The 23,697-nt window shown below is 56.0% G+C and carries 19 protein-coding genes; 11 read left to right on the plus strand and 8 right to left on the minus strand.

What is annotated here, in order from left to right; translation table 11 throughout:
• Window positions 1-13: 13 nt before the first annotated feature.
• From ftsN to priA, 3 genes are all read right to left on the minus strand, one after another.
• Entirely contained in the window at window positions 14-907 is an 894-nt protein-coding gene (gene ftsN, locus PMI17_RS01535) for a cell division protein FtsN (RefSeq protein ID WP_036619911.1), read from the minus strand.
• Window positions 908-1,058: 151 nt separating this feature from the next.
• Window positions 1,059-2,096, minus strand: a complete 1,038-nt coding sequence (gene cytR, locus PMI17_RS01540) for a DNA-binding transcriptional regulator CytR (protein WP_007885396.1) — start codon at window positions 2,094-2,096, stop codon at window positions 1,059-1,061.
• Between the two features lie 166 nt (window positions 2,097-2,262).
• The gene (priA, locus tag PMI17_RS01545; RefSeq protein ID WP_007885401.1) at window positions 2,263-4,461 is read right to left on the minus strand and encodes a primosomal protein N'; all 2,199 of its coding nucleotides are present in this window, start codon (window positions 4,459-4,461) and stop codon (window positions 2,263-2,265) included.
• Between the two features lie 224 nt (window positions 4,462-4,685).
• On the opposite strand from priA, the gene rpmE reads away from it, so the two are divergent.
• Window positions 4,686-4,901 (plus strand): 50S ribosomal protein L31, encoded by a 216-nt coding sequence (gene rpmE / locus PMI17_RS01550; RefSeq protein ID WP_007885402.1) that lies wholly within the window; start codon window positions 4,686-4,688, stop codon window positions 4,899-4,901.
• Window positions 4,902-4,978: 77 nt separating this feature from the next.
• Here the strand turns inward: rpmE and metJ are convergent, their stop codons facing one another.
• The gene (gene metJ, locus PMI17_RS01555; RefSeq protein ID WP_007885403.1) at window positions 4,979-5,296 is read right to left on the minus strand and encodes a met regulon transcriptional regulator MetJ; all 318 of its coding nucleotides are present in this window, start codon (window positions 5,294-5,296) and stop codon (window positions 4,979-4,981) included.
• A 275-nt stretch (window positions 5,297-5,571) separates the two neighbouring features.
• Here metJ and metB point away from each other — a divergent pair, with 275 nt between their 5' ends.
• From metB to metF, 3 genes are all read left to right on the plus strand, one after another.
• Complete coding sequence (gene metB / locus PMI17_RS01560; protein ID WP_007885404.1) at window positions 5,572-6,732, plus strand: cystathionine gamma-synthase; 1,161 nt, start codon at window positions 5,572-5,574, stop codon at window positions 6,730-6,732.
• A gap of 2 nt (window positions 6,733-6,734) precedes the next feature.
• On the plus strand, window positions 6,735-9,167 hold the full coding sequence (locus tag PMI17_RS01565) for a bifunctional aspartate kinase/homoserine dehydrogenase II (RefSeq protein ID WP_007885405.1): 2,433 nt from the start codon (window positions 6,735-6,737) through the stop codon (window positions 9,165-9,167).
• A 217-nt stretch (window positions 9,168-9,384) separates the two neighbouring features.
• Window positions 9,385-10,281 carry a methylenetetrahydrofolate reductase gene (gene metF, locus PMI17_RS01570; RefSeq protein WP_007885407.1) on the plus strand — a complete coding sequence of 299 codons (897 nt, stop codon included), beginning with the start codon at window positions 9,385-9,387 and terminating at the stop codon, window positions 10,279-10,281.
• Window positions 10,282-10,368: 87 nt separating this feature from the next.
• Here the strand turns inward: metF and ppc are convergent, their stop codons facing one another.
• Together ppc and argE are read right to left on the minus strand one after the other, a co-directional pair.
• On the minus strand, window positions 10,369-13,020 hold the full coding sequence (gene ppc / locus PMI17_RS01575; RefSeq protein ID WP_007885408.1) for a phosphoenolpyruvate carboxylase: 2,652 nt from the start codon (window positions 13,018-13,020) through the stop codon (window positions 10,369-10,371).
• 253 nt (window positions 13,021-13,273) lie between these two features.
• Window positions 13,274-14,422: an acetylornithine deacetylase gene (argE, locus tag PMI17_RS01580; RefSeq protein WP_007885409.1), complete on the minus strand. Its 1,149-nt coding sequence runs from the start codon at window positions 14,420-14,422 to the stop codon at window positions 13,274-13,276.
• Between the two features lie 169 nt (window positions 14,423-14,591).
• Here argE and argC point away from each other — a divergent pair, with 169 nt between their 5' ends.
• From argC to argH, 4 genes are all read left to right on the plus strand, one after another.
• Window positions 14,592-15,596, plus strand: a complete 1,005-nt coding sequence (gene argC / locus PMI17_RS01585; RefSeq protein WP_007885410.1) for an N-acetyl-gamma-glutamyl-phosphate reductase — start codon at window positions 14,592-14,594, stop codon at window positions 15,594-15,596.
• Window positions 15,597-15,611: 15 nt separating this feature from the next.
• On the plus strand, window positions 15,612-16,385 hold the full coding sequence (gene argB, locus PMI17_RS01590; RefSeq protein ID WP_007885411.1) for an acetylglutamate kinase: 774 nt from the start codon (window positions 15,612-15,614) through the stop codon (window positions 16,383-16,385).
• Window positions 16,386-16,399: 14 nt separating this feature from the next.
• On the plus strand, window positions 16,400-17,617 hold the full coding sequence (locus PMI17_RS01595; RefSeq protein WP_007885413.1) for an argininosuccinate synthase: 1,218 nt from the start codon (window positions 16,400-16,402) through the stop codon (window positions 17,615-17,617).
• A 75-nt stretch (window positions 17,618-17,692) separates the two neighbouring features.
• Window positions 17,693-19,066: an argininosuccinate lyase gene (argH, locus tag PMI17_RS01600; protein WP_007885414.1), complete on the plus strand. Its 1,374-nt coding sequence runs from the start codon at window positions 17,693-17,695 to the stop codon at window positions 19,064-19,066.
• A 213-nt stretch (window positions 19,067-19,279) separates the two neighbouring features.
• On the opposite strand, the gene PMI17_RS01605 is transcribed toward argH, so the two are convergent.
• Window positions 19,280-20,014, minus strand: a complete 735-nt coding sequence (locus PMI17_RS01605) for a glutathione peroxidase (protein WP_007885415.1) — start codon at window positions 20,012-20,014, stop codon at window positions 19,280-19,282.
• A 128-nt stretch (window positions 20,015-20,142) separates the two neighbouring features.
• On the opposite strand from PMI17_RS01605, the gene oxyR reads away from it, so the two are divergent.
• The gene (oxyR, locus tag PMI17_RS01610) at window positions 20,143-21,060 is read left to right on the plus strand and encodes a DNA-binding transcriptional regulator OxyR (RefSeq protein ID WP_007885416.1); all 918 of its coding nucleotides are present in this window, start codon (window positions 20,143-20,145) and stop codon (window positions 21,058-21,060) included.
• Here oxyR and sthA read toward each other — a convergent pair.
• The gene (sthA, locus tag PMI17_RS01615) at window positions 21,043-22,443 is read right to left on the minus strand and encodes a Si-specific NAD(P)(+) transhydrogenase (RefSeq protein WP_007885417.1); all 1,401 of its coding nucleotides are present in this window, start codon (window positions 22,441-22,443) and stop codon (window positions 21,043-21,045) included. The genes oxyR and sthA overlap by 18 nt on opposite strands.
• Window positions 22,444-22,637: 194 nt before the next feature.
• Here sthA and fabR point away from each other — a divergent pair, with 194 nt between their 5' ends.
• Together fabR and PMI17_RS01625 are read left to right on the plus strand one after the other, a co-directional pair.
• Window positions 22,638-23,282: an HTH-type transcriptional repressor FabR gene (gene fabR, locus PMI17_RS01620; protein ID WP_007885418.1), complete on the plus strand. Its 645-nt coding sequence runs from the start codon at window positions 22,638-22,640 to the stop codon at window positions 23,280-23,282.
• 18 nt (window positions 23,283-23,300) lie between these two features.
• Window positions 23,301-23,657, plus strand: a complete 357-nt coding sequence (locus PMI17_RS01625; protein WP_007885419.1) for a YijD family membrane protein — start codon at window positions 23,301-23,303, stop codon at window positions 23,655-23,657.
• Window positions 23,658-23,697: the final 40 nt, after the last annotated feature.

Here is a 23,697-nt window from a genome sequence, read left to right on the forward strand (position 1 = left end):
ACCCCTAAAGAATTTAAGGTAAGGCGAGGGGAATACAGCTTCCGTGGCCGGAGCTGTGTAAGCGTTTTACCGTGCTGTCTGCGCTGCTGCGATCTTTGAACGGCCCGATCACCACGCGATTCCAGCCACCGCCGGTCGTAATACGGCTCTCAAATCCTTCAAATGCCAGACCGGCGCGCACGGATTCCGCCTGATCGGTGCCTTTGAACGAACCACACTGCACCATCCAGCGCTGCGAAGAGGCTTTCTCTTCCGCTTTCGCTTTGGCGGTTTCCTGCGGCTTAGTCTGCTGCGTAGGCTCGCGCGTGATCGGCGCAGCCTGCTGCTGTTGCTGCTGACGCGCGGCCTGTTGCTGCTGTTGCTGTTGCTGGCGCTGCAGCTGCTGCTGACGTTGCAACTGTTGCTGCTGTTGCTGTTGTACCTGCTGCTGCTGCACCTGCTGACGCTGCAGCGTCTGCTGGCGCTGTGCCGGGGTTTGTTCGTTCCACGGCACTTCGTTCAGCTGCGTAGGCTGCTGGCGCATATCGGCCTGCATCTGCTCCAGCAGCTGGCGCTGTTCATCGGTCAACTGGGTTTGTGATTGCACGCCACCCGCTGAAGGCTCAGTCGGCGACGGAACGGTAATCTGGCGATTTTCCAGCTCTTTGATGTACTTCCAGCGCTCTTCCGGCTTCGGCGGCAAGCCGTTACCGTTAGCTTTGTGATTGGGAATGACTTCAATCTCTTCTTTCTTATGATGCGAGATGAACCATAAACCACCGGCAAAGGTGACCAGCACGGCCGCGGCCAGTACCATCATGAGCTTTGAAGTGCCTGAGCCGCCTTTGCTTTTCTTGCTGCGGCTGGCGGGTTTTTTGCGACGCGTCCCTGTTGAACGCCCGCGGCCTACATAATCTTTCTGTGCCACTTTCGTTCTGATACCCTTCAAAAAAATGCCAATGGGCATGTAAATGTGCTGTTAATTGCCCGGCAATGAATGCGCCATGTTACGCAAGGGCTGGAACTTTGACCAGCACAGTCTGCCTTCAGAATCCGCTGAAAATGCAGGCGTCAGTCGGTTATTTTTCACGTTTTGCTGCCGGTGCCGTGCTGCCGCGCACGCGCAATTCTGCATCCAGCAGGCGCGAACCGTTATTCACGCGTTTGCCCTGCAGTTCATCGAGTAATAACAGCATGGCTTCACGACCAATCGCAAAGCGCGGCTGCGCCACGGTGGTCAGCGGCGGATCGTAGTATTGCGCCAGCTCGATATCATCGAACCCCACTACCGACAGATCCTGCGGAATCCGCATGCCAAGTTTACGCGCCTGATTCATGGCACCTAGCGCCATCAGATCGCTATGGCAAAAAATCGCTTTCGGCGGCTGCGGTAAACTCATCAACTGCTTAAGCGCATTGGCACCGGCTTCAAAGGTGAAGTCGCCGTGCACAATCATGGTCGGATCGATGGCGATACTGCTGCGGCGCAGCGCCTGAATGTAGCCCTGCAACCGATACTGGCTCAGCGGAATATGCTCTGGCCCGGTGATGCAGGCAATTTGGCGATGGCCGAGCTGCAGCAGATGATTCACCGCTTCAAATGCCGCCGTCAGGTTATCGATATGGACCGTTGGCAACGCCATCTCTGGCGCAAATTCGTTACCCATTACCATTGGCGGCAGGTTGCGCTGATCTTCAATTCCGGCGTCAAACGGCAGCTGCGAACCCAACAGCACCATGCCGTCGATCTGCCGCGTCAGCATTAAATTCAGGAAGGTTTTCTCCTGTTTATTCTGATGCGCGCAGTCGCCAATCAATACCAGATAACCTTCATGCGCAGCGGTAACTTCCACGCCGCGAATGATCTCACTGAAGAAGGGATCGCAGATATCCGGCACAATCACCAGAATGGTTTGTGTTTCACCCCGTTTGGCATTGCGCGCCAAACCGTGCGGCGCATACCCCACGGCCAGCACCGCTTTTTCGACTTTGAGACGGGTAGCGGCCGAGACTTTTTCTGGATTCATCAACGCACGTGAAACCGTGGCGGTTGAAACGCCGGCTTTCTCGGCCACATCTTTCATGGTGGCAGCGGTTGAGGGTTGCTTCTGGTCCAACGTATAACTCCTGACGCGGTACAGCGCATTGATTTACAGAGATTGCCGGGCTTTAACCGGGTCGGCACTATTGTTAACCGAAGGTCGCGGCGGGTTGTTACTTAATTTGCATAAAAATTGTGACTTGTGCGACCTTTTTCGATCTGGCTCGCAGATGTGGCGCGGCTTAACTCTCGGTGGGGTCGATATCCAGCGTCCACTTCACTTTACGTGCGGCGGGCAAGGTGGCGATCAGCGGCAGCGATCCGCTCAGCAGCTGTTGCAAACGCTTACGTGACGGATGCTGCAACAGCAGTTGCCAGCGCCAGCGTCCACTGCGTTTCGGTGCCAACGCCGGAACCGGCCCCATCAGCCACATCGCCTCATCTTTCAACGGGCTGGCTTCCAGCAAATTGCGCAGTTGAGTGAGGAATTCCGCTGCCTGCTGGTTATCCATATCTTCGGCGCGGAACAGCGCATGGCTGGTCCACGGCGGCAGTTGTACCGATTGACGCTCCAGCAGGGTTTGATCGGCAAAGGCGAAATAGCCGCGATGCAGCAAGGTTTGCAGCAGCGGATGTTCGGGATGGTGGGTTTGCAGCAACACTTCGCCCTGTTTCCCGGCGCGACCCGCGCGACCCGCAACCTGGGTATACAGCTGCGCAAAACGCTCGGCGGCGCGAAAATCGGCGGAGAACAGCGCGCCATCAACATCCAGCATCGACACCAGCGTAACATCCGGGAAGTGATGGCCTTTCGCCAGCATTTGCGTGCCCACCAGAATGCGTGCGCCGCCGCGATGCACATCGGCCAGATGCTGCTCCAGCGCACCTTTGCGGCTGGTGGTATCACGATCGATACGCGACACCGGCACGCCAGGAAACAGCGTACCGAGCTGCTGCTCCAGCTGTTCGGTACCCACGCCGACCGGCATTAAATGCGTTGAGCCGCAGTCGGGACACTGATTTGGCAGCGGGCGCTGGCTGTCACAATGGTGGCAGCGCAGCTGGCGATGATTCTGATGCAGCGTGTAGTAGCTGTCGCAGCGCTGACATTCTGCCAGCCAGCCGCAATCGTGACACATCAGCGCCGGTGAGAAACCGCGGCGGTTAAGGAACAGCAACACCTGATTATCGGCCTGCAGATGCTGGCGCATTTTGCCGAGCAGCGCGGGTGCCAATCCCCCTTTCAGCTGCTGACCTTTCAGATCAATCAGCTGCTGTAATGCCGGTTTGGCATTACCTGCGCGTTTGGTGAGATTGAGCTGGCGATATTTGCCGACGCGCACATTGTGCAAGGTTTCCAGCGCCGGCGTGGCCGAGCCCATGACAATCGGAATATCTTCCTCATGTGCGCGGAACACCGCCAGATCGCGCGCCTGATAGCGCCAGCCTTCCTGCTGTTTGTACGAGCTGTCATGCTCTTCATCAATGATGATCACGCCCGGACGCGCTAGCGGTGTGAACAGTGCTGAACGTGTCCCGATGACAATCGCGGTTTCACCACTGCGCGCGCGCAGCCACACGGCAAGGCGTTCGCTGTCATTCAGCGCGGAGTGCAGCACATCAATCGGAGCGTCAAAGCGTTCGCGGAAGCGGGCGATGGTTTGCGGCGTCAGGCCGATTTCCGGCACCAGCACCAGCGCCTGCTTGCCGCGCGCCAGCACGTTCTCCAGCACGCTGAGATACACCTCAGTTTTACCTGAACCGGTAATGCCGGCCAGCAGCCACGGCGCGTAGTGATCGTCTTCGCTGCGCATCGCGCCTACCGCCATCGCCTGATCGGTGTTCAGGCGCAGGCGATCACCTTTAACCGCAAAGTGGGTGCGCCAGTCGTGCATCTGCGGCGCGTGTTCGCGTAGATCGCACAAACCTTTTGCACGCAACGCTTGCAGCGCCGCATCGGTAAAATCGTATTCACTGACCTGATGACGATACAGCGGGCGCTGACGCAGCATCGCCAGCGCCTGCTGCTGTTTCGGCGCGCGCTTCAGGCTCTCCATCGCCACTTCCCGGCCAGCATCATTGATCACCCATTGCCACAGCGGCGCCTCCTGGGCCGGCTTGCCCTGGCGCAGCAGCACCGGCAGCGCATGGCTGAGCACCTCGCCGAGCGGTGAGTGATAATAATTCGCGGCCCAATGCAGGATGCGCCACAACGCGGGCGAGAACAGGCTGCGATCGTCAAGCACGCTTTCAATCTGCTTGAGCTGGGCCAGCGGCAGATCGCTGGTCTCACGCGTGCCGACGACGATGCCAATCATTTTGCGATTGCCGAACGGCACATTCACGCGCGCACCCGCCACCGGCTGCGGCGCATCGGCTGGCAGCAGATAGTCAAACAGGCGAGGTAGCGGAACGGGCAGGGCAACCTGAACAACGGGCATGTGAATCTCTATCCGGTTCTGAATTAAGGAGAAGAAGTAGTGTACACGTTGATACCCTGGGCGGATATATTACGGTGGTTTGCTAAAAGTGGTTAATTTCTGTATACTATGCCGCCTTCGATGAGATCGCTTGTCGGAGCATACACTTAATGTTCAATCGCGTGTGGTGCTGTGCAGGCTGAGCCTGGCACGGAGAGCGACACGGCCTTTTATGAGGTTCTCCCATGAAACAAGGTATTCACCCTAAGTACGAAGCAGTAACCATGACTTGCTCTTGCGGTAACGTGATCAACACCCGTTCAACCATGGCTTCTGGTCTGAACCTGGACGTGTGCGGCAAATGCCACCCGTTCTACACTGGTAAGCAGCGTATTGCTGACACCGGTGGCCGTGTAGATCGCTTCAACAAGCGTTTCAGCGTGCCAGCAAGCAAGAAATAAGATTATTTGCCGTCGAATCTTCGCGATTCGGATGCAAGAAAAAACCCAGCCTCGGCTGGGTTTTTTTATTTCTGGCTTCAGTATTCCCAGCTATCGGGATCGATGCCCATCTCGCGCATAATCTGTTTCGCTTCTTCCGGAATCTCATCGCTGCGCTCTTTACGCAGATCGACATCGTTCGGCAGAGGCTGCCCGGTGAAAGCATGCAAAAAGGCTTCACACAGCAGTTCGCTGTTGGTGGCGTGACGCAGGTTATTCACCTGACGGCGGGTGCGCTCGTCAGTTAAAATCTTCAGCACTTTCAGCGGGATAGAAACTGTGATTTTCTTGACCTGCTCGCTCTTCTTGCCATGTTCAGCGTAAGGGCTGATATATTCGCCGTTCCATTCAGCCATGGGTTACCTTAATCAATAAAAGTTGAATATGGGGAAATCCGTTGATTATGCCCGATTTTTCGATGCCTGACCCCTTAAACTGCAGGTTTTATGCTTGAGCACCGCTTCTGAAAAAGGAAAGCGCGCTGAACACCAGGCGATGACGGACAATTTTAGCGGTTATTGATGATTTGCTCAATCTATACGCAAAGACATTTAGATGTCCAGATGTATTGACGTCTATGCGCTGAATGTTATGCTGTTGCTCTTCTTTTTCTTCAGGAACAGTAGGCACCATGACGCGCAAACAGGCAACCATCGCAGTACGCAGCGGTTTGAATGATGACGAGCAATATGGCTGCGTTGTCCCACCGATTCATCTCTCCAGCACCTATAACTTTCTCGACTTCAACGAGCCGCGTGCGCACGACTATTCACGTCGCGGCAACCCAACGCGTGATGTGGTTCAGCGCGCACTGGCGGAGTTAGAAGGGGGTGCAGGCGCGGTATTAACCAATACCGGCATGTCAGCGATTCATCTGGTGACCACTGTGTTCCTGAAGCCGGGCGATTTGCTGGTGGCACCGCACGATTGCTACGGCGGCAGCTATCGCCTGTTCGATAGCCTGAGCAAGCGCGGTGCCTATCGCGTAAAGTTTGTCGATCAGGGCGATAAAGCCGCGTTGGCTGCTGCATCAGCTGAAAAGCCAAAGCTGGTGCTGGTCGAAAGCCCAAGTAATCCGCTGCTGCGCGTGGTTGATATCGCCAGTATTTGTGCCGCCGCGCGCGAAGCCGGCGCAATCAGCGTGGTGGACAACACCTTCCTCAGCCCGGCGTTGCAAAACCCGCTGGCGCTAGGCGCCGATCTGGTTGTTCACTCCTGCACCAAATACCTGAACGGCCACTCTGATGTGGTGGCGGGTGCGGTGATCTCGAAAGATGCGGAGATGGCCAGCGAAATGGCGTGGTGGGCGAATAATATTGGTGTAACCGGCGCAGCGTTTGATAGCTACCTGCTGCTGCGCGGTTTACGCACGCTGTCACCGCGCATCGCGGCAGCGCAACGTAATGCATTGGCGATAGTTGATTACCTGAAGCAACAACCGCTGGTGAAAAAACTGTATCATCCGTCTCTGCCGGAAAATGCCGGACATGAGTTTGCGGTACGTCAGCAGCGCGGTTTTGGCGCGATGTTGAGTTTCGAAATTGATGCCGATGAGGCTCGCCTGCGCCGCTTCCTGAAAGCGCTGCAGCTGTTTACGCTGGCTGAATCACTCGGCGGCGTAGAGAGTTTGATTTCGCATACCGCGACCATGACGCATGCGGGCATGTCTGCAGAAGCACGCGCGGCAGCGGGAATTTCTGACACACTGCTGCGTATTTCTGTTGGGATTGAAGATCACGAAGATTTAATCGCCGATCTGGATAATGCATTCCGGATTGCAGCCGAGGGGTAACCATGACGAGTTCAGTGGGCGCGGGAACGCCGATCAAGCAGTTGCATAAATTTGGTGGCAGTAGCCTGGCCGACGCACGTTGCTATCAGCGCGTGGCCAGCATCATGGCGGATTACAGTCAGCCAGGCGACTTAATGGTGGTCTCTGCCGCAGGCAGCACCACTAACCAGTTGATCAGCTGGCTGAAATTAAGCCAGAGCGATCGCTTATCTGCCCATCAGGTGCAACAGGCTTTACGGCGCTTTCACAGCGAGCTCATTGCTGCGCTGCTGCCTGCTGAATATGCCGAAACCCTGACCTCTACCTTTATACGCGATCTGGAACGTTTGGCGGCGCTGCTCGACGGCCCCCTCACTGACGCGGTTTATGCCGAAGTGGTCGGTCACGGCGAAATCTGGTCGGCGCGTTTAATGGCTGCCGTGCTGAGCCAGCGCGAAATCGAAGCCGCCTGGCTCGATGCGCGCGACTTCCTGCGAGCCGAACGTGCCGCGCAGCCGCAGGTTGATGAAGGTAAATCCTGGCCGCTGCTGCAGGAGCTATTGACGCAGCATCCGCATAAGCGCCTGGTGGTAACCGGATTTATCAGCCGCAGCGAAGCGGGTGAAACCGTGCTGCTGGGCCGTAACGGCTCGGACTACTCGGCCACGCAGATTGGCGCCCTGGCGGGCGTGGGTCGCGTCACCATCTGGAGTGATGTGGCGGGCGTGTATAGCGCCGATCCGCGTAAAGTCTCTGATGCGTGCCTGCTGCCGCTGCTGCGTCTGGATGAAGCCAGCGAATTGGCGCGTCTGGCGGCGCCGGTGCTGCACACCCGCACTTTGCAGCCGGTCGCCAATAGCGATATCGATTTGCAGCTGCGTTGCAGCTATCAGCCGGAGCAGGGCTCAACGCGCATTGAGCGCGTGCTGGCATCTGGCACCGGTGCGCGCATCGTCACCAGCCACGATGATGTGTGCCTGGTGGAGATTGAGATCCCCGCCAATCACGATTTCAAAACGCAGCAGAAAGAGATCGATCTGCTGCTGAAACGCGCGCAGCTGCGTCCGCTGGCGATGGGGATTCATCCCGATCGTCGTCTGCTGCAGCTGTGTTACACCTCGGAAGTGGTGAATAGCGCCTTTAATCTGTTGCAGGATGCCGCCTTGCCAGGCCATCTGCAGCTGCGCGACGGCTTAGCGCTGGTGGCGCTAGTCGGTGCAGGCGTGACGCGTAATCCGCTGCACAGCCATCGCTTCTGGCAGCAGATCAAAGATCAGCCGGTGGAGTTTGTCTGGCAATCAGAAGATCACATCAGCATCGTAGCGGTGTTGCGCGTTGGCCCAACTCAGCACCTGATTCAGGGCTTGCATCAGTCGCTGTTCCGCGCCGAGAAACGCATCGGTTTGATGCTGTTCGGCAAAGGCAACATCGGTTCACGCTGGCTTGAGCTGTTTGCCCGCGAGCAGGAATCCTTGTCTGCGCGTACTGGATTTGAGTATGTGCTGGCGGGCGTGGCGGACAGCAACCGCAGCCTGCTGAGCTACGACGGTCTGGAAGCCAGCCGTGCGTTGGCCTTCTTCGATGACGAAGCAGTAGAGCGCGATGAAGAGTCGCTGTTCCTGTGGATGCGTGCGCACCCGTTTGATGATTTAGTGGTGCTGGACGTCACCGCCAGCGAGCAGCTGGCGCAGCAGTATCACGACTTCGCCAGCCACGGTTTCCACGTTATCAGCGCCAATAAGGTCGCCGGTGCCGCGAGCGGCCAGAGTTGGCGTCAGGTGCGTGATGCCTTCGCCAAAACCGGTCGCCACTGGCTGTACAACGCCACCGTGGGTGCCGGTTTGCCGGTCAATCACACGGTGCGCGATTTACGTGAAAGCGGCGACAGCATTCTGGCTATCAGCGGCATTTTCTCTGGCACGCTTTCCTGGCTGTTCCTGCAGTTTGACGGCACGGTACCGTTTAGCGAGCTGGTCGATCAGGCATGGCAGCAAGGCTTGACCGAACCGGATCCGCGCGTGGATTTATCCGGCCAGGACGTGATGCGCAAGCTGGTGATTCTGGCGCGTGAAGCGGGCTACGATATCGAGCCGGATCAGGTGCGGGTGGAATCGCTGGTGCCGTCGATTTGCGAGGGCGAGTCGATTGATCACTTCTTCGAAAACGCCGATGAGCTGAATGAGCAGATGCTGCAGCGGCTGGAAGCGGCGCAGGAGCTTGGTCTGGTGCTGCGTTACGTGGCGCGTTTCGATGCCAATGGCAAAGCGCGCGTCGGCGTGGAAGCGGTGCGTCCTGAGCATCCGCTGGCCGCGCTGCTGCCGTGCGATAACGTGTTTGCCATCGAAAGCCGCTGGTATCGTGATAACCCGCTGGTGATTCGTGGGCCGGGCGCAGGTCGTGATGTTACGGCCGGCGCGCTGCAGTCCGATATCAATCGCCTCGCGCAATTGCTGTAACCTGCCTCAGCATGCAGACGGCATCGTCCGTCTGCATGTTTCATCTTCTCCCCGCATCATGAAACGCTTTCATCCTGATTGAAGATTTGTCACGCCTGTTCATTAATTTTCAGTTGACGCTAACGCGCTAATGGTTCATTTTGTGCATCTGGACGTCTAAACGTATGGATGTTCGCGAGCCGCAAAATAATCGATATGTGATGATGAGGTAATCAGGATGAGTTTCTTTCATGCCAATCAACGCGAAGCGTTGAACCAGAGCCTGGCTGAGCTGAACGGGCAAATTAATGTCTCTTTCGAATTTTTCCCGCCACGCACCAGTGAAATGGAAGAAACCCTGTGGAGCTCAATCGATCGTTTGAGCAGCCTGAAGCCAAAATTCGTCTCCGTAACATACGGTGCCAACTCGGGCGAGCGCGATCGCACGCACAGCATCATTAAAGGCATCAAGGATCGCACCGGTCTGGAAGCGGCGCCGCATTTAACCTGTATCGATGCCACGCGCGATGAACTGCGCGGGATTGCGCGTGATTACTGGGATAGCGGTATTCGTCATATCGTCGCGCTGCGCGGTGATTTACCGCCGGGCAGCGGCAAACCGGACATGTACGGTTCCGATCTGGTTGAACTGCTAAAAGATGTCGGCGACTTCGATATCTCCGTAGCGGCCTATCCGGAAGTGCACCCCGAAGCGAAAAGCGCGCAGGCCGATTTGATTAACCTGAAGCGTAAAATTGATGCCGGCGCTAACCGCGCGATCACCCAATTCTTCTTCGACGTTGAAAGCTATCTGCGCTTCCGCGATCGCTGTGTCGCAACGGGTATTGATGTTGAAATCGTGCCGGGCATTTTGCCGGTCTCTAACTTCAAGCAGCTGCAACGCTTCGCCACCATGACTAACGTGCGTGTGCCGGGTTGGATGAGCGCAATGTTTGCAGGTCTGGATAACGATCCGGAAACGCGCAAAATGGTTGGCGCGAGTGTCGCCATGGACATGGTCAAAATCCTGTCGCGTGAAGGGGTGAAAGATTTCCACTTCTATACGCTGAACCGCGCCGAATTGAGTTATGCCATTTGTCACACGCTGGGCGTGCGTCCGGCTATTGGTGGTTAAAATTGGCGGTCGCCATGAATGGCGACCCTACGAAATCCAATAAAAAAAAGGAGCCGGTTGGCTCCTTTTTCACATCATGTGGGGAGATTAACCCGTATTACGCATCCCCGCCGCGACACCGGCAATCGTCACCATCAGCGCTTGCTCAACGCGCGCATCAGGCTCGTCACCGCGCTCTTCCTGTGCGCGTGAACGATGCAGCAATTCAGCCTGCAACACGTTCAGCGGATCGGTATAGACGTTACGCAGCGCGATCGATTCGGCAATCCACGGCTGGTCAGCCATCAGGTGCGCATCGTTGGCGATGGTCAGCACCGCTTTAATATCCGCATCTAGCTGGTCGCGCAATTGCTTGCCGAGCGGCCACAGCGACTTATCCACCAGACGCTGATCGTAGTATTCCGCCAGCCACAGATCGGCTTTCGAGAACACCATCTCCAGCATGCCAAGACGCGTCGAGAAGAACGGCCAGTCGCGGCACATGGTTTCCAGCTCATCCTGATGCCCTTCATCCATCGCTTTTTGCAGCGCGGCACCGGCACCGAGCCATGCCGGCAGCATCAGGCGGTTCTGCGTCCAGGCGAAGATCCACGGAATGGCACGCAGCGACTCCACACCGCCGGTTGGGCGACGCTTAGCCGGACGTGAACCCAGCGGCAGTTTACCCAGTTCCTGCTCAGGCGTAGCCGAACGGAAGTACGGCACGAAGTCCGGATTCTCACGCACATAGCCGCGATACATCGCGCAAGAGTGCGCTGACAAACCGTTCATGATCTCCTGCCATTCGCGTTTTGGTTCTGGCGGTGGCAGCAGGTTGGCTTCCAGAATCGCACCGGTATAGAGCGACAGGCTGGCGATAGTGACTTCTGGTAAACCGTATTTGAAGCGAATCATCTCGCCCTGTTCGGTCACGCGCAGACCGCCTTTCAGGCTGCCCGGTGGTTGTGACAGCAGCGCGGCATGTGCCGGTGCGCCACCACGACCAATTGAGCCACCGCGTCCGTGGAACAGCGTCAGCGTGATGCCGGCACTCTCACAGGTTTTGATTAGCGCGTCCTGCGCCTGATATTGCGCCCAGCTGGCGGCCATCACGCCAGCATCTTTCGCTGAGTCGGAATAGCCAATCATCACCATCTGTTTGCCATTGATAAAGCCGCGATACCAGTCGATGCTCAGCAGCTGCGTCATCACGTCGTTGGCGTTGTTCAGGTCATCGAGGGTTTCAAACAGCGGCGCCACCGGCATGGCGTAAGGAATACCGGCTTCTTTTAGCAGCAGATGTACCGCCAACACGTCCGACGGCGTTTTCGCCATTGAGATCACGTAGGAGGCAATCGAACCCTGCGGCGCTTCGGCCACCACTTTGCAGGTATCGAGCACTTCGCGCGTCTCATCGCCCGGTTCCCACTGATGCGGCAACAGCGGACGCTTGGAATTCAGTTCGCGGATCAGGAAGGCTTGTTTATCGGCTTCTGACCAGCTTTCGTAGTCACCGAGGCCGAGATAACGCGTCACTTCGGCAATCGCCTGGGTATGGCGGGTGCTCTCCTGACGGATATCAATACGCACCAGCGGCACGCCAAAGCACTTCACGCGGCGCAGCGTATCCAGCAGCTGGCCATTGGCGATGATGCCCATGCCGCACTGTTGCAGAGATTGATAGATGGCAAATAGCGGATCCCACAGCTGATCGTTAGAAACCAGCAGATCGGCCGGACGCGGCAGGCGCTCGCCTTTCAGACGACGGCCCAGATAGGCCTGGGTCGTCATCAGCTGGCTGCGGATACGCTTCAGAACCATACGATACGGCTCCAGCGCTTCGGGATCGCCGCACAGTTCGCGCACTTCGTCGCTGCACTCGGACATCGACAATTCAGACACCAGCACGCCAATATCACGCAGGAACAGGTCCGCAGCTTTCCAGCGACTCAGCTGCATCGCGTGGCGGGTAATCGGTGCGGTAACGTTTGGGTTGCCGTCACGGTCGCCGCCCATCCACGAGGTAAATTTGATCGGCACGAAATCAACCGGCAGTTTGATGCCAAAGGTCTCTTCGACTTGTTCATTCAGCTCACGCAGGAAGGCAGGTACGCCTTGCCACAGGCTGTTTTCCACCACGGCAAAGCCCCATTTGGCTTCATCGATAGGCGTGGGACGATATTTACGGATCTCGTCGGTGTGCCACGCTTGCGCCACCAGCTGGCGCAGACGACGCATTACCTGCGTACGCTCGTAGTCAGAGATATCGCTGTGATCGAGTTGCTGTAAACAGCTGTTCACTTCGCCCAGCATATGGATCAACGTGCGGCGGGTAATTTCAGTTGGGTGCGCGGTCAGCACCAGCTCCAGCGACAGCTCTTCAATCGACTGGCGGATAGCCGCTTCGCTGATATCACCTTGCTGTTTCAGACGCTCGAAGGTCTTCTTCAGCAGCTCAGGATGATTCGCGCCCTCGCCGCTGCGGGAAATGGTTTGATACTGCTCAGCGACGTTGGTGAGATTAAGGAACTGGCTAAACGCACGCGCAACCGGCAGCAGCTCGTCATTCGACAGATTTTGCAGCGTGGTCAGCAGTTCCTGACGATGGGTGTCATTTCCCGCACGGGATGACTTAGAGAGTTTACGGATGGTCTCCACCTGGTCGAGGATGTTCTCTCCTAGTGCATCCTTAATCGTATCCCCGAGCAGTTTGCCGAGCATACTGACATTACTTCGCATTGCGGAATATTGTTCGTTCATTGGACCCTGACACCCTCATCATCTTTTTAAATATCCCCACGGGAATTATCCACGGGCATAACATCGTCTTTTATCTAGCCACGTATCTACCTGCACGTCAATTGCCTTAAATCCGTGTAAATGTGCTGCTAAATAGCGGAAATTCAAAGAATTTGCTTGGAGCGAAGCGAGATAAGTTATTCTTATTATCAAATCCCGAACAATGACGGGGCAATTTGCTGATTTAACAGTGAAATGCCCCATCTGTTGTTCATCAATGACAAAAATGCTGCACCACTTGGGTGATAAGCGCATGAGTCGGCTTGATAAATGCGGTATCAATAAACTCATCTGGCTGGTGGGCTTGATTGATCGATCCCGGGCCTAAAACCAGCGTTGGGCACAATTGCTGGATAAAGGGCGCCTCAGTGCAATAGTTCACCACCTCGGTTGGCACGCCGAGCAGCTTCTCCACTACCTGCACTAGCTCGTGATCGGCAGGGCATTCGTAGCCTGGAATCGGCGGATGCAGCTCGCCCACGGTTAAACGTCCTGGCCAGCGCGCACTCACCGGCGCCAGCGCGTCATTCAGCAGACCATCCAAATCGCTCAGGGTTAAGCCCGGCAGCGGGCGAATATCCATGTGCAATTCACAGCAGGCGCAGATGCGGTTGGCCGCGTCGCCACCATGAATATGACCAAAGTTCATGGTTGGATAAGGAATGGCAAAACCATCGTGGTTGTAACGCTCTTTCAGCGTGTTACGCAGCTGCATCAGCTGGGTAATGGATTCGTGCATCAGTTCGATGGCGTTCACGCCGCGCGACGGATCGCTGGAGTGGCCCGATTGCCCCTGAATACGGATTACATTCGACAGATGGCCTTTGTGTGCGCGCACCGGCTTGAGCGACGTTGGCTCGCCGATGATGGCGCAATCGGGACGCAGCTGGGTCGATTCAGAGAAATACTTTGCGCCCGCCATGGTGGTCTCTTCATCGGCGGTCGCCAGAATGTAGAGCGGCTTGCTGAGTTTGGTCACGTCAACGTCACGCAGCGCATCCAAAATAAAGGCGAAGAAACCTTTCATATCCGCGGTGCCCAAGCCGTAAAGCTTGTTGTCGTGTTCGGTCAGCGTGAAGGGATCGCGCGTCCAGCGGCCATCATCGTAGGGTACGGTATCGGTATGACCGGCCAGCAACAGACCGCCTGCGCCCAATCCACTGCGCGCCAGCATATTGAATTTATGCCGCGTGCCAGGCACCGGCTGCACTTCTACACTGAAGCCAATATCGCGGAACCAGCCGGCCAGCAAATTGATTAAAGTTTCATTACTCTGATCCAGTGCGCTGTCGGTTGCGCTGATTGATGGCGTGGCAATCAACTGGCGGTAGAGTTCGATAAAAGGTGGTAATTTTGTCTTCACTGTTGACGGTCCTTGGGTTAGGATGTATCAATATTCATGCATTAATAGTGAATAAAAATACAATAACGTCGCTTGCATGTGAAGCATCAAATCTTCTGCAAACGGCATCCTGGGCAACGGGGCAAGGCCGCGACCCGATACGTGTGACTGTAAAAAGGTATACAGCCTGATGTTGAATACGCTGATCGTTGGTGCCAGTGGTTACGCTGGCGTAGAGCTTGCCACCTACCTGAATCGCCATCCGCATATGAACATAACCGCTTTGGCGGTTTCAGCGCAAAGCCCGGATGCTGGAAAGTTATTGTCGGATTTGCATCCGCAGCTCAAAGGCATTGTCGATTTGCCGCTGCAGCCGCTGAGCGAAGCCTCGGAATGGGCCGATAAAGTGGATGTGGTGTTCCTCGCGACTGCGCACGAAGTCAGCCACGATCTGGCACCCGAATTCCTCAAAGCCGGTTGCGTGGTGTTTGACCTCTCTGGCGCGTTCCGCGTCAACGACGACGCTTTCTATACGCAATATTACGGTTTCAGCCATCAGCATCAGGATTGGCTGGATAAAGCGGTTTATGGCCTGGCCGAATGGCAGCACGACAAAATCAAAGATGCGCAGTTGGTTGCGGTGCCGGGTTGCTACCCAACCGCAGCACAGCTTTCGCTGAAACCGCTAATCGAGGCCGGTCTGCTTAACGATGCACAGTGGCCGGTGATTAATGCCACTAGCGGCGTGAGTGGTGCAGGACGTAAAGCCAACGTTGCTACCAGCTTCTGTGAAGTGAGCTTGCAGCCGTACGGCCTGTTTAATCACCGTCATCATCCGGAAATCGTCGCGCATCTCGGCACGCCAGTGATCTTCACGCCACATTTGGGCAGTTTCCCGCGCGGTATTTTGTCGACCACCACCTGCCGCCTGAAAGCGGGCGTGACGCAACAGGATGTGGCCGATGCCTTCCATAATGCTTACCACGACAAGCCGCTGGTGCGCGTGTATGACAAAGGCGTTCCGGCGCTGAAAGCGGTGGTCGGTTTGCCATTCTGCGACATCGGCTTCGCCATGCAAGGCGAGCACCTGATTGTGGTTGCTGCTGAAGATAACCTGCTGAAAGGCGCCTCCTCGCAGGCGGTTCAGTGTTTGAACATTCGTTTCGGCTTCCCCGAAACGCTCTCTCTGATTTAACGAACGGATAACGCAATGAATCCATTGATCATTAAACTGGGTGGCGTGCTGCTGGATAGCGAAGAAGCGCTGGCCCGTCTGTTTGATGCCCTGCTGGCATATCGCAATGAACATCAGCGTCCGCTGATCATTGTGCACGGTGGCGGTTGCGTGGTGGACGAGCTGATGAAGAAGCTCGCGCTGCCGGTGAAAAAGAAGAACGGTTTGCGCGTGACGCCAGCCGATCAGATTGACATTATTACCGGTGCGTTAGCCGGTACCGCCAACAAAACGCTGCTGGCGTGGGCGAAGAAATATGGCATCGGCGCAGTGGGTTTGTGCCTGGGCGATGCCGGTTTGGTCAACGTTGCACAGTTCGATGAAGAACTCGGTCACGTTGGCAACGCCACGCCAGGTAATCCGGCGCTGGTGAACACGCTGCTGGCGGCAGGCTACATGCCGGTGATCAGCTCGATTGGTATCACCGACGGCGGTGAGTTGATGAACGTCAATGCTGACCAGGCCGCCACCGCGCTGGCCGCGACCATCGGTGCCGATTTAGTGCTGCTATCCGACGTCAGCGGTATTCTCGACGGCAAAGGTCAGCGCATTGAAGAGATGACTGCAGCGAAAGCGGAACAGCTGATCGCGCAGGGCATCATCACCGATGGCATGATCGTGAAAGTGAATGCGGCGCTCGATGCCGCTCGCACCCTCGGTCGCCCGGTCGATATCGCCAGCTGGCGTCATGCTGAACAACTGCCAACCCTTTTCAACGGCGTGTCGATTGGCACCCGGATTCTCGCATAATCAAGGATTAAGACATGAGCACGCAAAACATCAAAAAAATCGTTCTGGCCTACTCAGGCGGTCTGGATACTTCAGCCATCATTCCATGGTTGAAAGAGAACTATGGCGGCTGTGAAGTGGTGGCGTTTGTGGCGGATATCGGCCAGGAACGTGGCGATCTGGAAGGCGTTGAGAAGAAAGCACTGCAGTCTGGCGCTTCTGAGTGCCACGTGGTTGACCTGCGTGAAGAGTTCATCAGCGAATACGTCTATCCGGTGCTGCAGACCGGCGCCCTGTACGAAGGCACTTATCTGCTGGGCACCTCAATGGCGCGTCCGATTATCGCCAAAGCGCAGGTTGAGCTGGCACTGAAAGTGGGCGCGGATGCGCTGTGCCACGGCGCGACCGGCAAAGGTAATGACCAGGTGCGTTTCGAAACCACCTACACCGCGTTGGCACCACAGCTGAAAGTGGTTGCGCCATGGCGTGAATGGGACCTGCGTTCACGTGAAGCGCTGCTGGATTACCTGAAAGAGCGCAATATCCCGACCACCGCGTCGCTGGAAAAAATCTATAGCCGTGATGAGAATGCATGGCACATCTCCACGGAAGGTGGCGTGCTGGAAAGCCCGGCTAATGCACCGAACAAAGATTGCTGGGTGTGGACCGTTGATCCGCTGGAAGCGCCCGATCAGCCAGAAAACGTCACGGTTACCGTCGAGAAAGGCCGGGTAGTTGCGGTGAACGGCGAGAAGCTGAGCCCGTTCCAGTGCCTGGAAAAACTTAACGTGCTGGGCGCGAAACACGGCGTGGGTCGTATCGACATCGTGGAAAACCGCCTGGTGGGCATCAAGTCTCGTGGCTGCTACGAAACCCCGGGCGGCACCATCATGGTGAACGCGCTGCGTGCGGTTGAACAGCTGGTACTGGATCGCGATAGCTTCAAATGGCGCGAGCAGCTGGGCCATGAAATGTCTTACGTGGTTTACGATGGCCGCTGGTTCGCGCCACTGCGTAAATCCATTCAGGCCGCTGCCGAATCACTGGCAGCAGAGGTGAACGGCGAAGTGGTGCTGCAGCTGTACAAAGGCCAGGCCACGGCGATTCAGAAAACCTCCGCCAACAGCCTGTACTCAGAAGAGTTCGCCACTTTTGGCGAAGACGAAGTTTACGATCACCGTCATGCGGGCGGCTTTATCCGTCTGTTCTCGCTCTCTTCACGCATTCGCGCGCTGAACGAGCAGAAGAAGTAATACCGCGGCAAGCGACACATTTTGCAAGGGCGGCTTCGGGCCGCCTTTTCTATAACGGATTCAGGAGTAATTCAGATGGCACTTTGGGGCGGACGTTTTTCGCAGGCAGCAGACCAACGGTTCAAACAGTTCAACGACTCGCTGCGTTTTGACTATCGCCTGGCCGAGCAGGACATTACCGGTTCGATTGCCTGGTCAAAAGCGCTGGTCACGGTCAACGTGTTGACCAATGAAGAGCAGCAGCAGCTGGAAAGCGCGTTGCATGAACTGCTGGCTGAAGTACGTGCCAATCCCGAGCAAATTCTGCAAAGCGATGCCGAAGATATTCACAGCTGGGTGGAAGGCAAGCTGATCGATAAAGTCGGCGCACTGGGCAAGAAATTGCACACCGGGCGTAGCCGTAACGATCAGGTCGCGACCGATCTGAAACTGTGGTGCAAAGAGCAGGTTGCGGTGCTGCTGGAGGCCACGCGCGAACTGCAATCTGCGCTGGTGACCACGGCCGAAGCCAATCAGGATGCGGTGATGCCGGGTTACACGCACCTGCAACGTGCGCAGCCGGTGACCTTCGCGCACTGGTGCCTGGCGTACGTTGAGATGCTGGCGCGTGATGAGAGCCGTCTGCAGGATGCGCTGAAGCGTATGGATGTCAGCCCGCTGGGTTGCGGTGCGCTGGCCGGTACCGCCTATGAGATCGATCGTCAGCAGCTGGCAGAGTGGTTAGGGTTTGCGTCTGCCACGCGTAACAGCCTCGATACCGTTTCCGATCGCGATCACGTGCTGGAGCTGCTGTCAGATGCGTCGATTGGTATGGTGCATCTGTCGCGCTTTGCGGAAGACCTGATCTTCTTCAACACCGGTGAAGCGGGCTTCCTTGAACTGTCGGATAAAGTCACTTCCGGTTCCTCGCTGATGCCACAGAAGAAAAACCCGGATGCGCTGGAGCTGATCCGTGGCAAATGCGGTCGTGTGCAAGGTGCGCTAACCGGCATGATGATGACGCTGAAAGGCCTACCGCTGGCATACAACAAAGATATGCAGGAGGACAAAGAAGGGCTGTTCGATGCACTCGACACCTGGCTCGACTGCCTGCATATGTCGGTGCTGGTGCTGGATGGCATTCAGGTAAAACGTCCGCGCTGTCAGGAAGCCGCTGAGCAGGGTTATGCTAACTCAACGGAGCTGGCCGATTATCTGGTGGCGAAAGGTGTACCGTTCCGTGAAGCGCACCACATTGTCGGTGAGACGGTGGTCGAAGCGATCAAGCAAGGCGTAGCGCTGGAAGCGCTTACTCTGGCGCAACTCAAGCAGTTCAGTGCGGTGATTGAGGAGGATGTTTATCCGATTCTGTCGCTGCAATCCTGCCTGGATAAGCGTAATGCGCAAGGCGGCGTATCGCCACAGCAGGTCGCGTTTGCTATCAATGAAGCCCAGAAACGTTTGGGTTAAAGGCATTGCGCAATAAATTGCGCCGCTACGGTTTGTGCACATTTTTGTAGCGGCGCGATTTATCGCGCTCAGTTGATGTTCGTTACGGTTACGACAAATAAAAAAAAAGCGGGCACCGTTTCGGTAGCCCGCCAACCTCTAGCTTCGGAATTACATATTGTTATAGGCACATCATCAAGGGCAGGCCACTCCCGGCCAACTCTGTGATTAGGTTTAAGCAGATTGCAGGTACTGCTCCAGATCGTCGCTGCCGCCAATGTGACGACCACCGATAAATACCTGAGGCACCGTGGGGCGGCCTGATACGGCACGCAGACTCACGGTAGTGGCATCTTGCCCCAGCACGATTTCTTCAAACGCGATGCTGCGATCAATCAGCAGCTGTTTCGCTTTGGTGCAGAACGGACAGCCGGGTTTCGTGAACACCGACACCGATTCCTGCACCTTATATTCAGGAGCCAGATAGCGCAGCAGCGTATCGGCATCCGACACTTCAAACGGATCGCCCGGCTTGTTCGGCTCGACAAACATCTTCTCAATGACGCCGTTGCGCACCAGCATGGAATAACGCCATGAGCGCGGGCCAAAACCGACATCCGCTTTTTCCACCAGCATGTTCATGCCGCGGGTGAAGTCGCCATTGCCGTCCGGGATAAAGGTGATATGTTCAGCGCGCTGATCGGCCTTCCACGCATTCATGACAAAGGTATCGTTCACTGACACACATAGAATGCTGTCGACACCGTGCTGGGCAAAGGTGCTGAACAGCTCGTTGTAGCGTGGCAGGTGGCTCGATGAGCAGGTGGGCGTAAACGCACCCGGCAGCGAGAACACGATAACGGTTTTGTCTTTAAACAGTTCGTCAGTGGTGAGATCGACCCAGCGATCGCTCTGACGCGTGTGAAAAGTGACCTGCGGTACGGCTTTGCCTTCCTGGCTGGCGAACATATCTTTTCCTCAATTATCAGTGGACTCAATTCGATGAGGCGTATTATTCCCGTTCGCGCCTTGATAGGGCCAATCGTTCATTGCTATTCTATCTATCGCCACGGGCTATCGTGGTTTGGAGGATTTCAATGAATATTCGTGATCTCGAATACCTGGTTTCACTTGCGGAGCATCGCCATTTCCGGCGTGCAGCTGACGCATGTCATGTCAGCCAACCCACCTTAAGTGGACAGATTCGTAAGCTGGAAGATGAACTCGGTGTAATGCTGCTGGAGCGTACCAGCCGTAAAGTGTTATTCACTCAGGCTGGGCTGTTGTTGGTGGATCAGGCGCGAACCGTGCTGCGCGAAGTGAAAGTATTGAAAGAGATGGCAAGCCAACAGGGCGAAGCGATGTCTGGACCGCTGCACATTGGTTTGATTCCGACCACCGGGCCGTATCTGCTGCCGCACATCATTCCGATGCTGCATCAGACCTTCCCCAAACTCGAAATGTACCTGCACGAAGCGCAGACGCAGCAATTGCTGGCACAGCTCGACAGCGGCAAGCTGGATTGCGCCATTGTGGCATTGGTAAAAGAGAGCGAGGCCTTTATTGAGGTGCCGCTGTTTGATGAGCCGATGACGCTGGCGGTGTATGCCGATCATCCGTGGCGCGATCGCGATCGCGTGCCGATGTCAGATCTGGCCGGTGAGAAGTTGCTGATGCTGGAAGATGGGCACTGCTTGCGCGATCAGGCGATGGGCTTCTGCTTCGAAGCCGGCGCCGATGAAGATACGCATTTCCGCGCCACCAGCCTGGAAACGTTGCGCAACATGGTTGCCGCCGGTAGCGGTATTACCTTGCTGCCTGCGCTCTCTGTACCGAATGAACGCGTGCGCGATGGTGTCTGTTATCTGCCTTGCTACAAGCCCGTGCCACAGCGCACCATCGCGTTGGTCTATCGTCCAGGCTCACCTCTGCGCAACCGCTATGAGCAGTTGGCAGAAGCAATTAAAACCCATATGCAGGGTTACCTGGAAACTTCGTTAAAACAGGCGGTTTAAGCCGTTTAACGCCGCCACACGATAGGCTTCGGCCATGGTGGGATAGTTGAAGGTGGTATTCACGAAATACTCAATCGTGTTGCCGCCGTTCTTCTGTTCCATGATGGCCTGACCAATGTGGATGATCTCGGCAGCACGCTCACCAAAGCAGTGAATCCCTAAGATCTCTTTGGTTTCGCGGTGGAACAGGATCTTCAGGCTGCCGACATGCATGCCAACAATCTGCGCACGCGCCAGATGTTTAAACTGCGCACGACCCACTTCATACGGCACTTTCATCGCAGTAAGCTGCTGTTCAGTTTTACCCACTGAGCTGATCTCCGGAATGGTATAAATCCCGGTTGGAATATCCTCGATCAGATGAGCGGTAGCTTCACCTTTGATAATCGCCTGCGCGGCAATGCGACCCTGATCGTAAGCGGCCGAGGCCAGGCTTGGATAACCAATCACGTCGCCGACTGCATAGATGTGTGGCTGCGCGGTTTGATACATGCTGTTTACTTTCAGCAGGCCACGACCATCGGCTTCCAGTCCCACGTTTTCCAGCGCCAGTGAATCGGTGTTACCAGTACGACCATTCGCGTACAGCAGGCAATCCGCTTTCACTTTCTTGCCCGATTTCAGGTGAATAATCACTCCGTCATCAACACCTTCAATTTTCTCGAACTCTTCGTTGTGACGAATCACCACGCCGCTGTTCCAGAAGTGATAGGAGAGCGAATCGGACATCTCCTGATCAAGAAACGCCAGCAGGCGATCGCGGGTGTTGATCAGGTCAACCTTGACGTTCAGGCCGCGGAAAATCGACGCATATTCACAACCGATCACGCCGGCGCCGTAGATGATGACGTGGCCAGGTTCATGGTGCAGGTTGAGGATGGAGTCGGAATCGTAAACGCGTGGGTGGGTAAAATCGACATCCGTTGGATGATACGGGCGAGAACCACAAGCGATAACGAATTTCTCCGCGGTTAAGCGCTCGCGCGTGCCGTCGGGTTGTTCCACTTCGATGGTGTTGGCATCAACAAAACGCGCGTCGCCTTGATACAGTTCACAGCGGTTGCGCTCATAAAAACCCTGACGCATTGCGGTTTGCTGACTGATAACGTTCTCGGTGTGGTTCAGAATGTCGGCGAATGAGGAGCGCAGGAGTCGAGTGTGATCGCTGTAAAGTGGGTTTTGATTGAACTCGATGATACGGCTGACAGCGTGACGAAGGGCTTTGGAGGGGATGGTTCCCCAGTGAGTACAACCGCCGCCGATGTTGTGGTAGCGTTCGATCACTGCAATACGCGCTCCCTGCTTCACCAGCCCCATCGCCGCACCTTCGCCGCCCGGACCGGAGCCAATCACAATGGCATCGTAATCGTAAGACTTTTGCATACCAGTACGTCCTATTTTTTTATCACATTTTTACAACGAGATTCTAACATCTCGCCGCGCACATCTGAATTCTAACAGCGTAAATTGCTGAAGTTTGACAAAGCGTGAGGTTCACAGGCGTTCACAAAGTTTGCACCGCTGTACGCTGAAAAGTTTGTTATAGTGCCTGCCAAATCACCTAAAAGGCCGGGAAAATGGGCGTCAGAGCGCTACAAAAAGAACGTACACGACGTTCACTGATTGAAGCTGCCTTCAGTCAGTTAAGTGCAGAAAGGAGTTTTGCCAGCCTGAGCTTACGGGAAGTTGCACGTGAAGCGGGGATTGCGCCGACCTCATTTTATCGCCACTTTCGCGATGTGGACGAACTCGGTTTGACCATGGTAGATGAGAGCGGCTTGATGTTGCGCCAATTGATGCGGCAAGCACGCCAGCGCATCGCCAAGGGCGGCAGCATCATCAAAACCTCGGTGGCGACTTTTATGGAGTTCATCGGGAACAATCCCAACGCTTTTCGGCTCTTACTACGCGAACGCTCCGGAACGTCGGCGGCGTTTCGTGCCGCAGTGGCACGGGAGATTCAGCACTTTATCGCCGAACTGGCCGATTACCTTGAGCTTGAAAATCGCATGCCGCGCAGTTTCACTGAGGCGCAGGCTGAAGCCATGGTAACGATTGTGTTTAGCGCGGGTGCCGAAGCTCTGGACATCGATATCGAACAGCGTCGTAAGCTCGAAGATCGACTGGTGCTGCAGCTGCGTATGATCGCCAAAGGTGCGTATTACTGGTATCGCCGGGAGCAAGAGCGCCTGTCGGTTACCCTGGAAAAAACCGCAGAGTAATGTGATAAGGATAAAAAAATGATTGAGCAAAACCCTCGCGATAAAGGAACGCTGTTATTAGCTTTTATCACCGGTTTAGCTATCAACGGCTCCTTTTCGGTGCTGTTCAGTACGTTTGTTCCCTTTTCGATATTCCCGTTGATTGCGCTGGGCCTGGCGGCCTGGTGTCTGCATCAGCGCTATCTCAACCGCAATATGCCCGACGGCATGCCGTCGCTGGCGGCGGCATTCTTCCTGCTAGGGATTTTGGTGTATAGCGCGCTGGTGCGGGCTGAATACCCGGACATTGGCTCCAATTTCATCCCCACCATTCTGATGGTGGCGCTGGTGTTCTGGATTGCCATGCGCTTCCGTCGCGCGAAGAACCGGCAGTAAGAGAAAAAACGGGAACCTTAGGGCTGATGAATCCCCACAA

The organism is Pantoea sp. GM01 (assembly GCF_000282675.1).
GTDB classification, from domain to species: domain Bacteria; phylum Pseudomonadota; class Gammaproteobacteria; order Enterobacterales; family Enterobacteriaceae; genus Pantoea; species Pantoea nemavictus.

Coding starts and splice junctions, on each gene's coding strand:
- priA (WP_007885401.1), bottom strand. CDS start 4,461: ATGCCCGTTGTTCAGGTTGCCCTGCCCGTTCCGCTACCTCGCCTGTTT.
- rpmE (WP_007885402.1), top strand. CDS start 4,686: ATGAAACAAGGTATTCACCCTAAGTACGAAGCAGTAACCATGACTTGC.
- metJ (WP_007885403.1), bottom strand. CDS start 5,296: ATGGCTGAATGGAACGGCGAATATATCAGCCCTTACGCTGAACATGGC.
- metB (WP_007885404.1), top strand. CDS start 5,572: ATGACGCGCAAACAGGCAACCATCGCAGTACGCAGCGGTTTGAATGAT.
- PMI17_RS01565 (WP_007885405.1), top strand. CDS start 6,735: ATGACGAGTTCAGTGGGCGCGGGAACGCCGATCAAGCAGTTGCATAAA.
- metF (WP_007885407.1), top strand. CDS start 9,385: ATGAGTTTCTTTCATGCCAATCAACGCGAAGCGTTGAACCAGAGCCTG.
- ppc (WP_007885408.1), bottom strand. CDS start 13,020: ATGAACGAACAATATTCCGCAATGCGAAGTAATGTCAGTATGCTCGGC.
- argC (WP_007885410.1), top strand. CDS start 14,592: ATGTTGAATACGCTGATCGTTGGTGCCAGTGGTTACGCTGGCGTAGAG.
- argB (WP_007885411.1), top strand. CDS start 15,612: ATGAATCCATTGATCATTAAACTGGGTGGCGTGCTGCTGGATAGCGAA.
- PMI17_RS01595 (WP_007885413.1), top strand. CDS start 16,400: ATGAGCACGCAAAACATCAAAAAAATCGTTCTGGCCTACTCAGGCGGT.
- argH (WP_007885414.1), top strand. CDS start 17,693: ATGGCACTTTGGGGCGGACGTTTTTCGCAGGCAGCAGACCAACGGTTC.
- PMI17_RS01605 (WP_007885415.1), bottom strand. CDS start 20,014: ATGTTCGCCAGCCAGGAAGGCAAAGCCGTACCGCAGGTCACTTTTCAC.
- oxyR (WP_007885416.1), top strand. CDS start 20,143: ATGAATATTCGTGATCTCGAATACCTGGTTTCACTTGCGGAGCATCGC.
- sthA (WP_007885417.1), bottom strand. CDS start 22,443: ATGCAAAAGTCTTACGATTACGATGCCATTGTGATTGGCTCCGGTCCG.
- fabR (WP_007885418.1), top strand. CDS start 22,638: ATGGGCGTCAGAGCGCTACAAAAAGAACGTACACGACGTTCACTGATT.
- PMI17_RS01625 (WP_007885419.1), top strand. CDS start 23,301: ATGATTGAGCAAAACCCTCGCGATAAAGGAACGCTGTTATTAGCTTTT.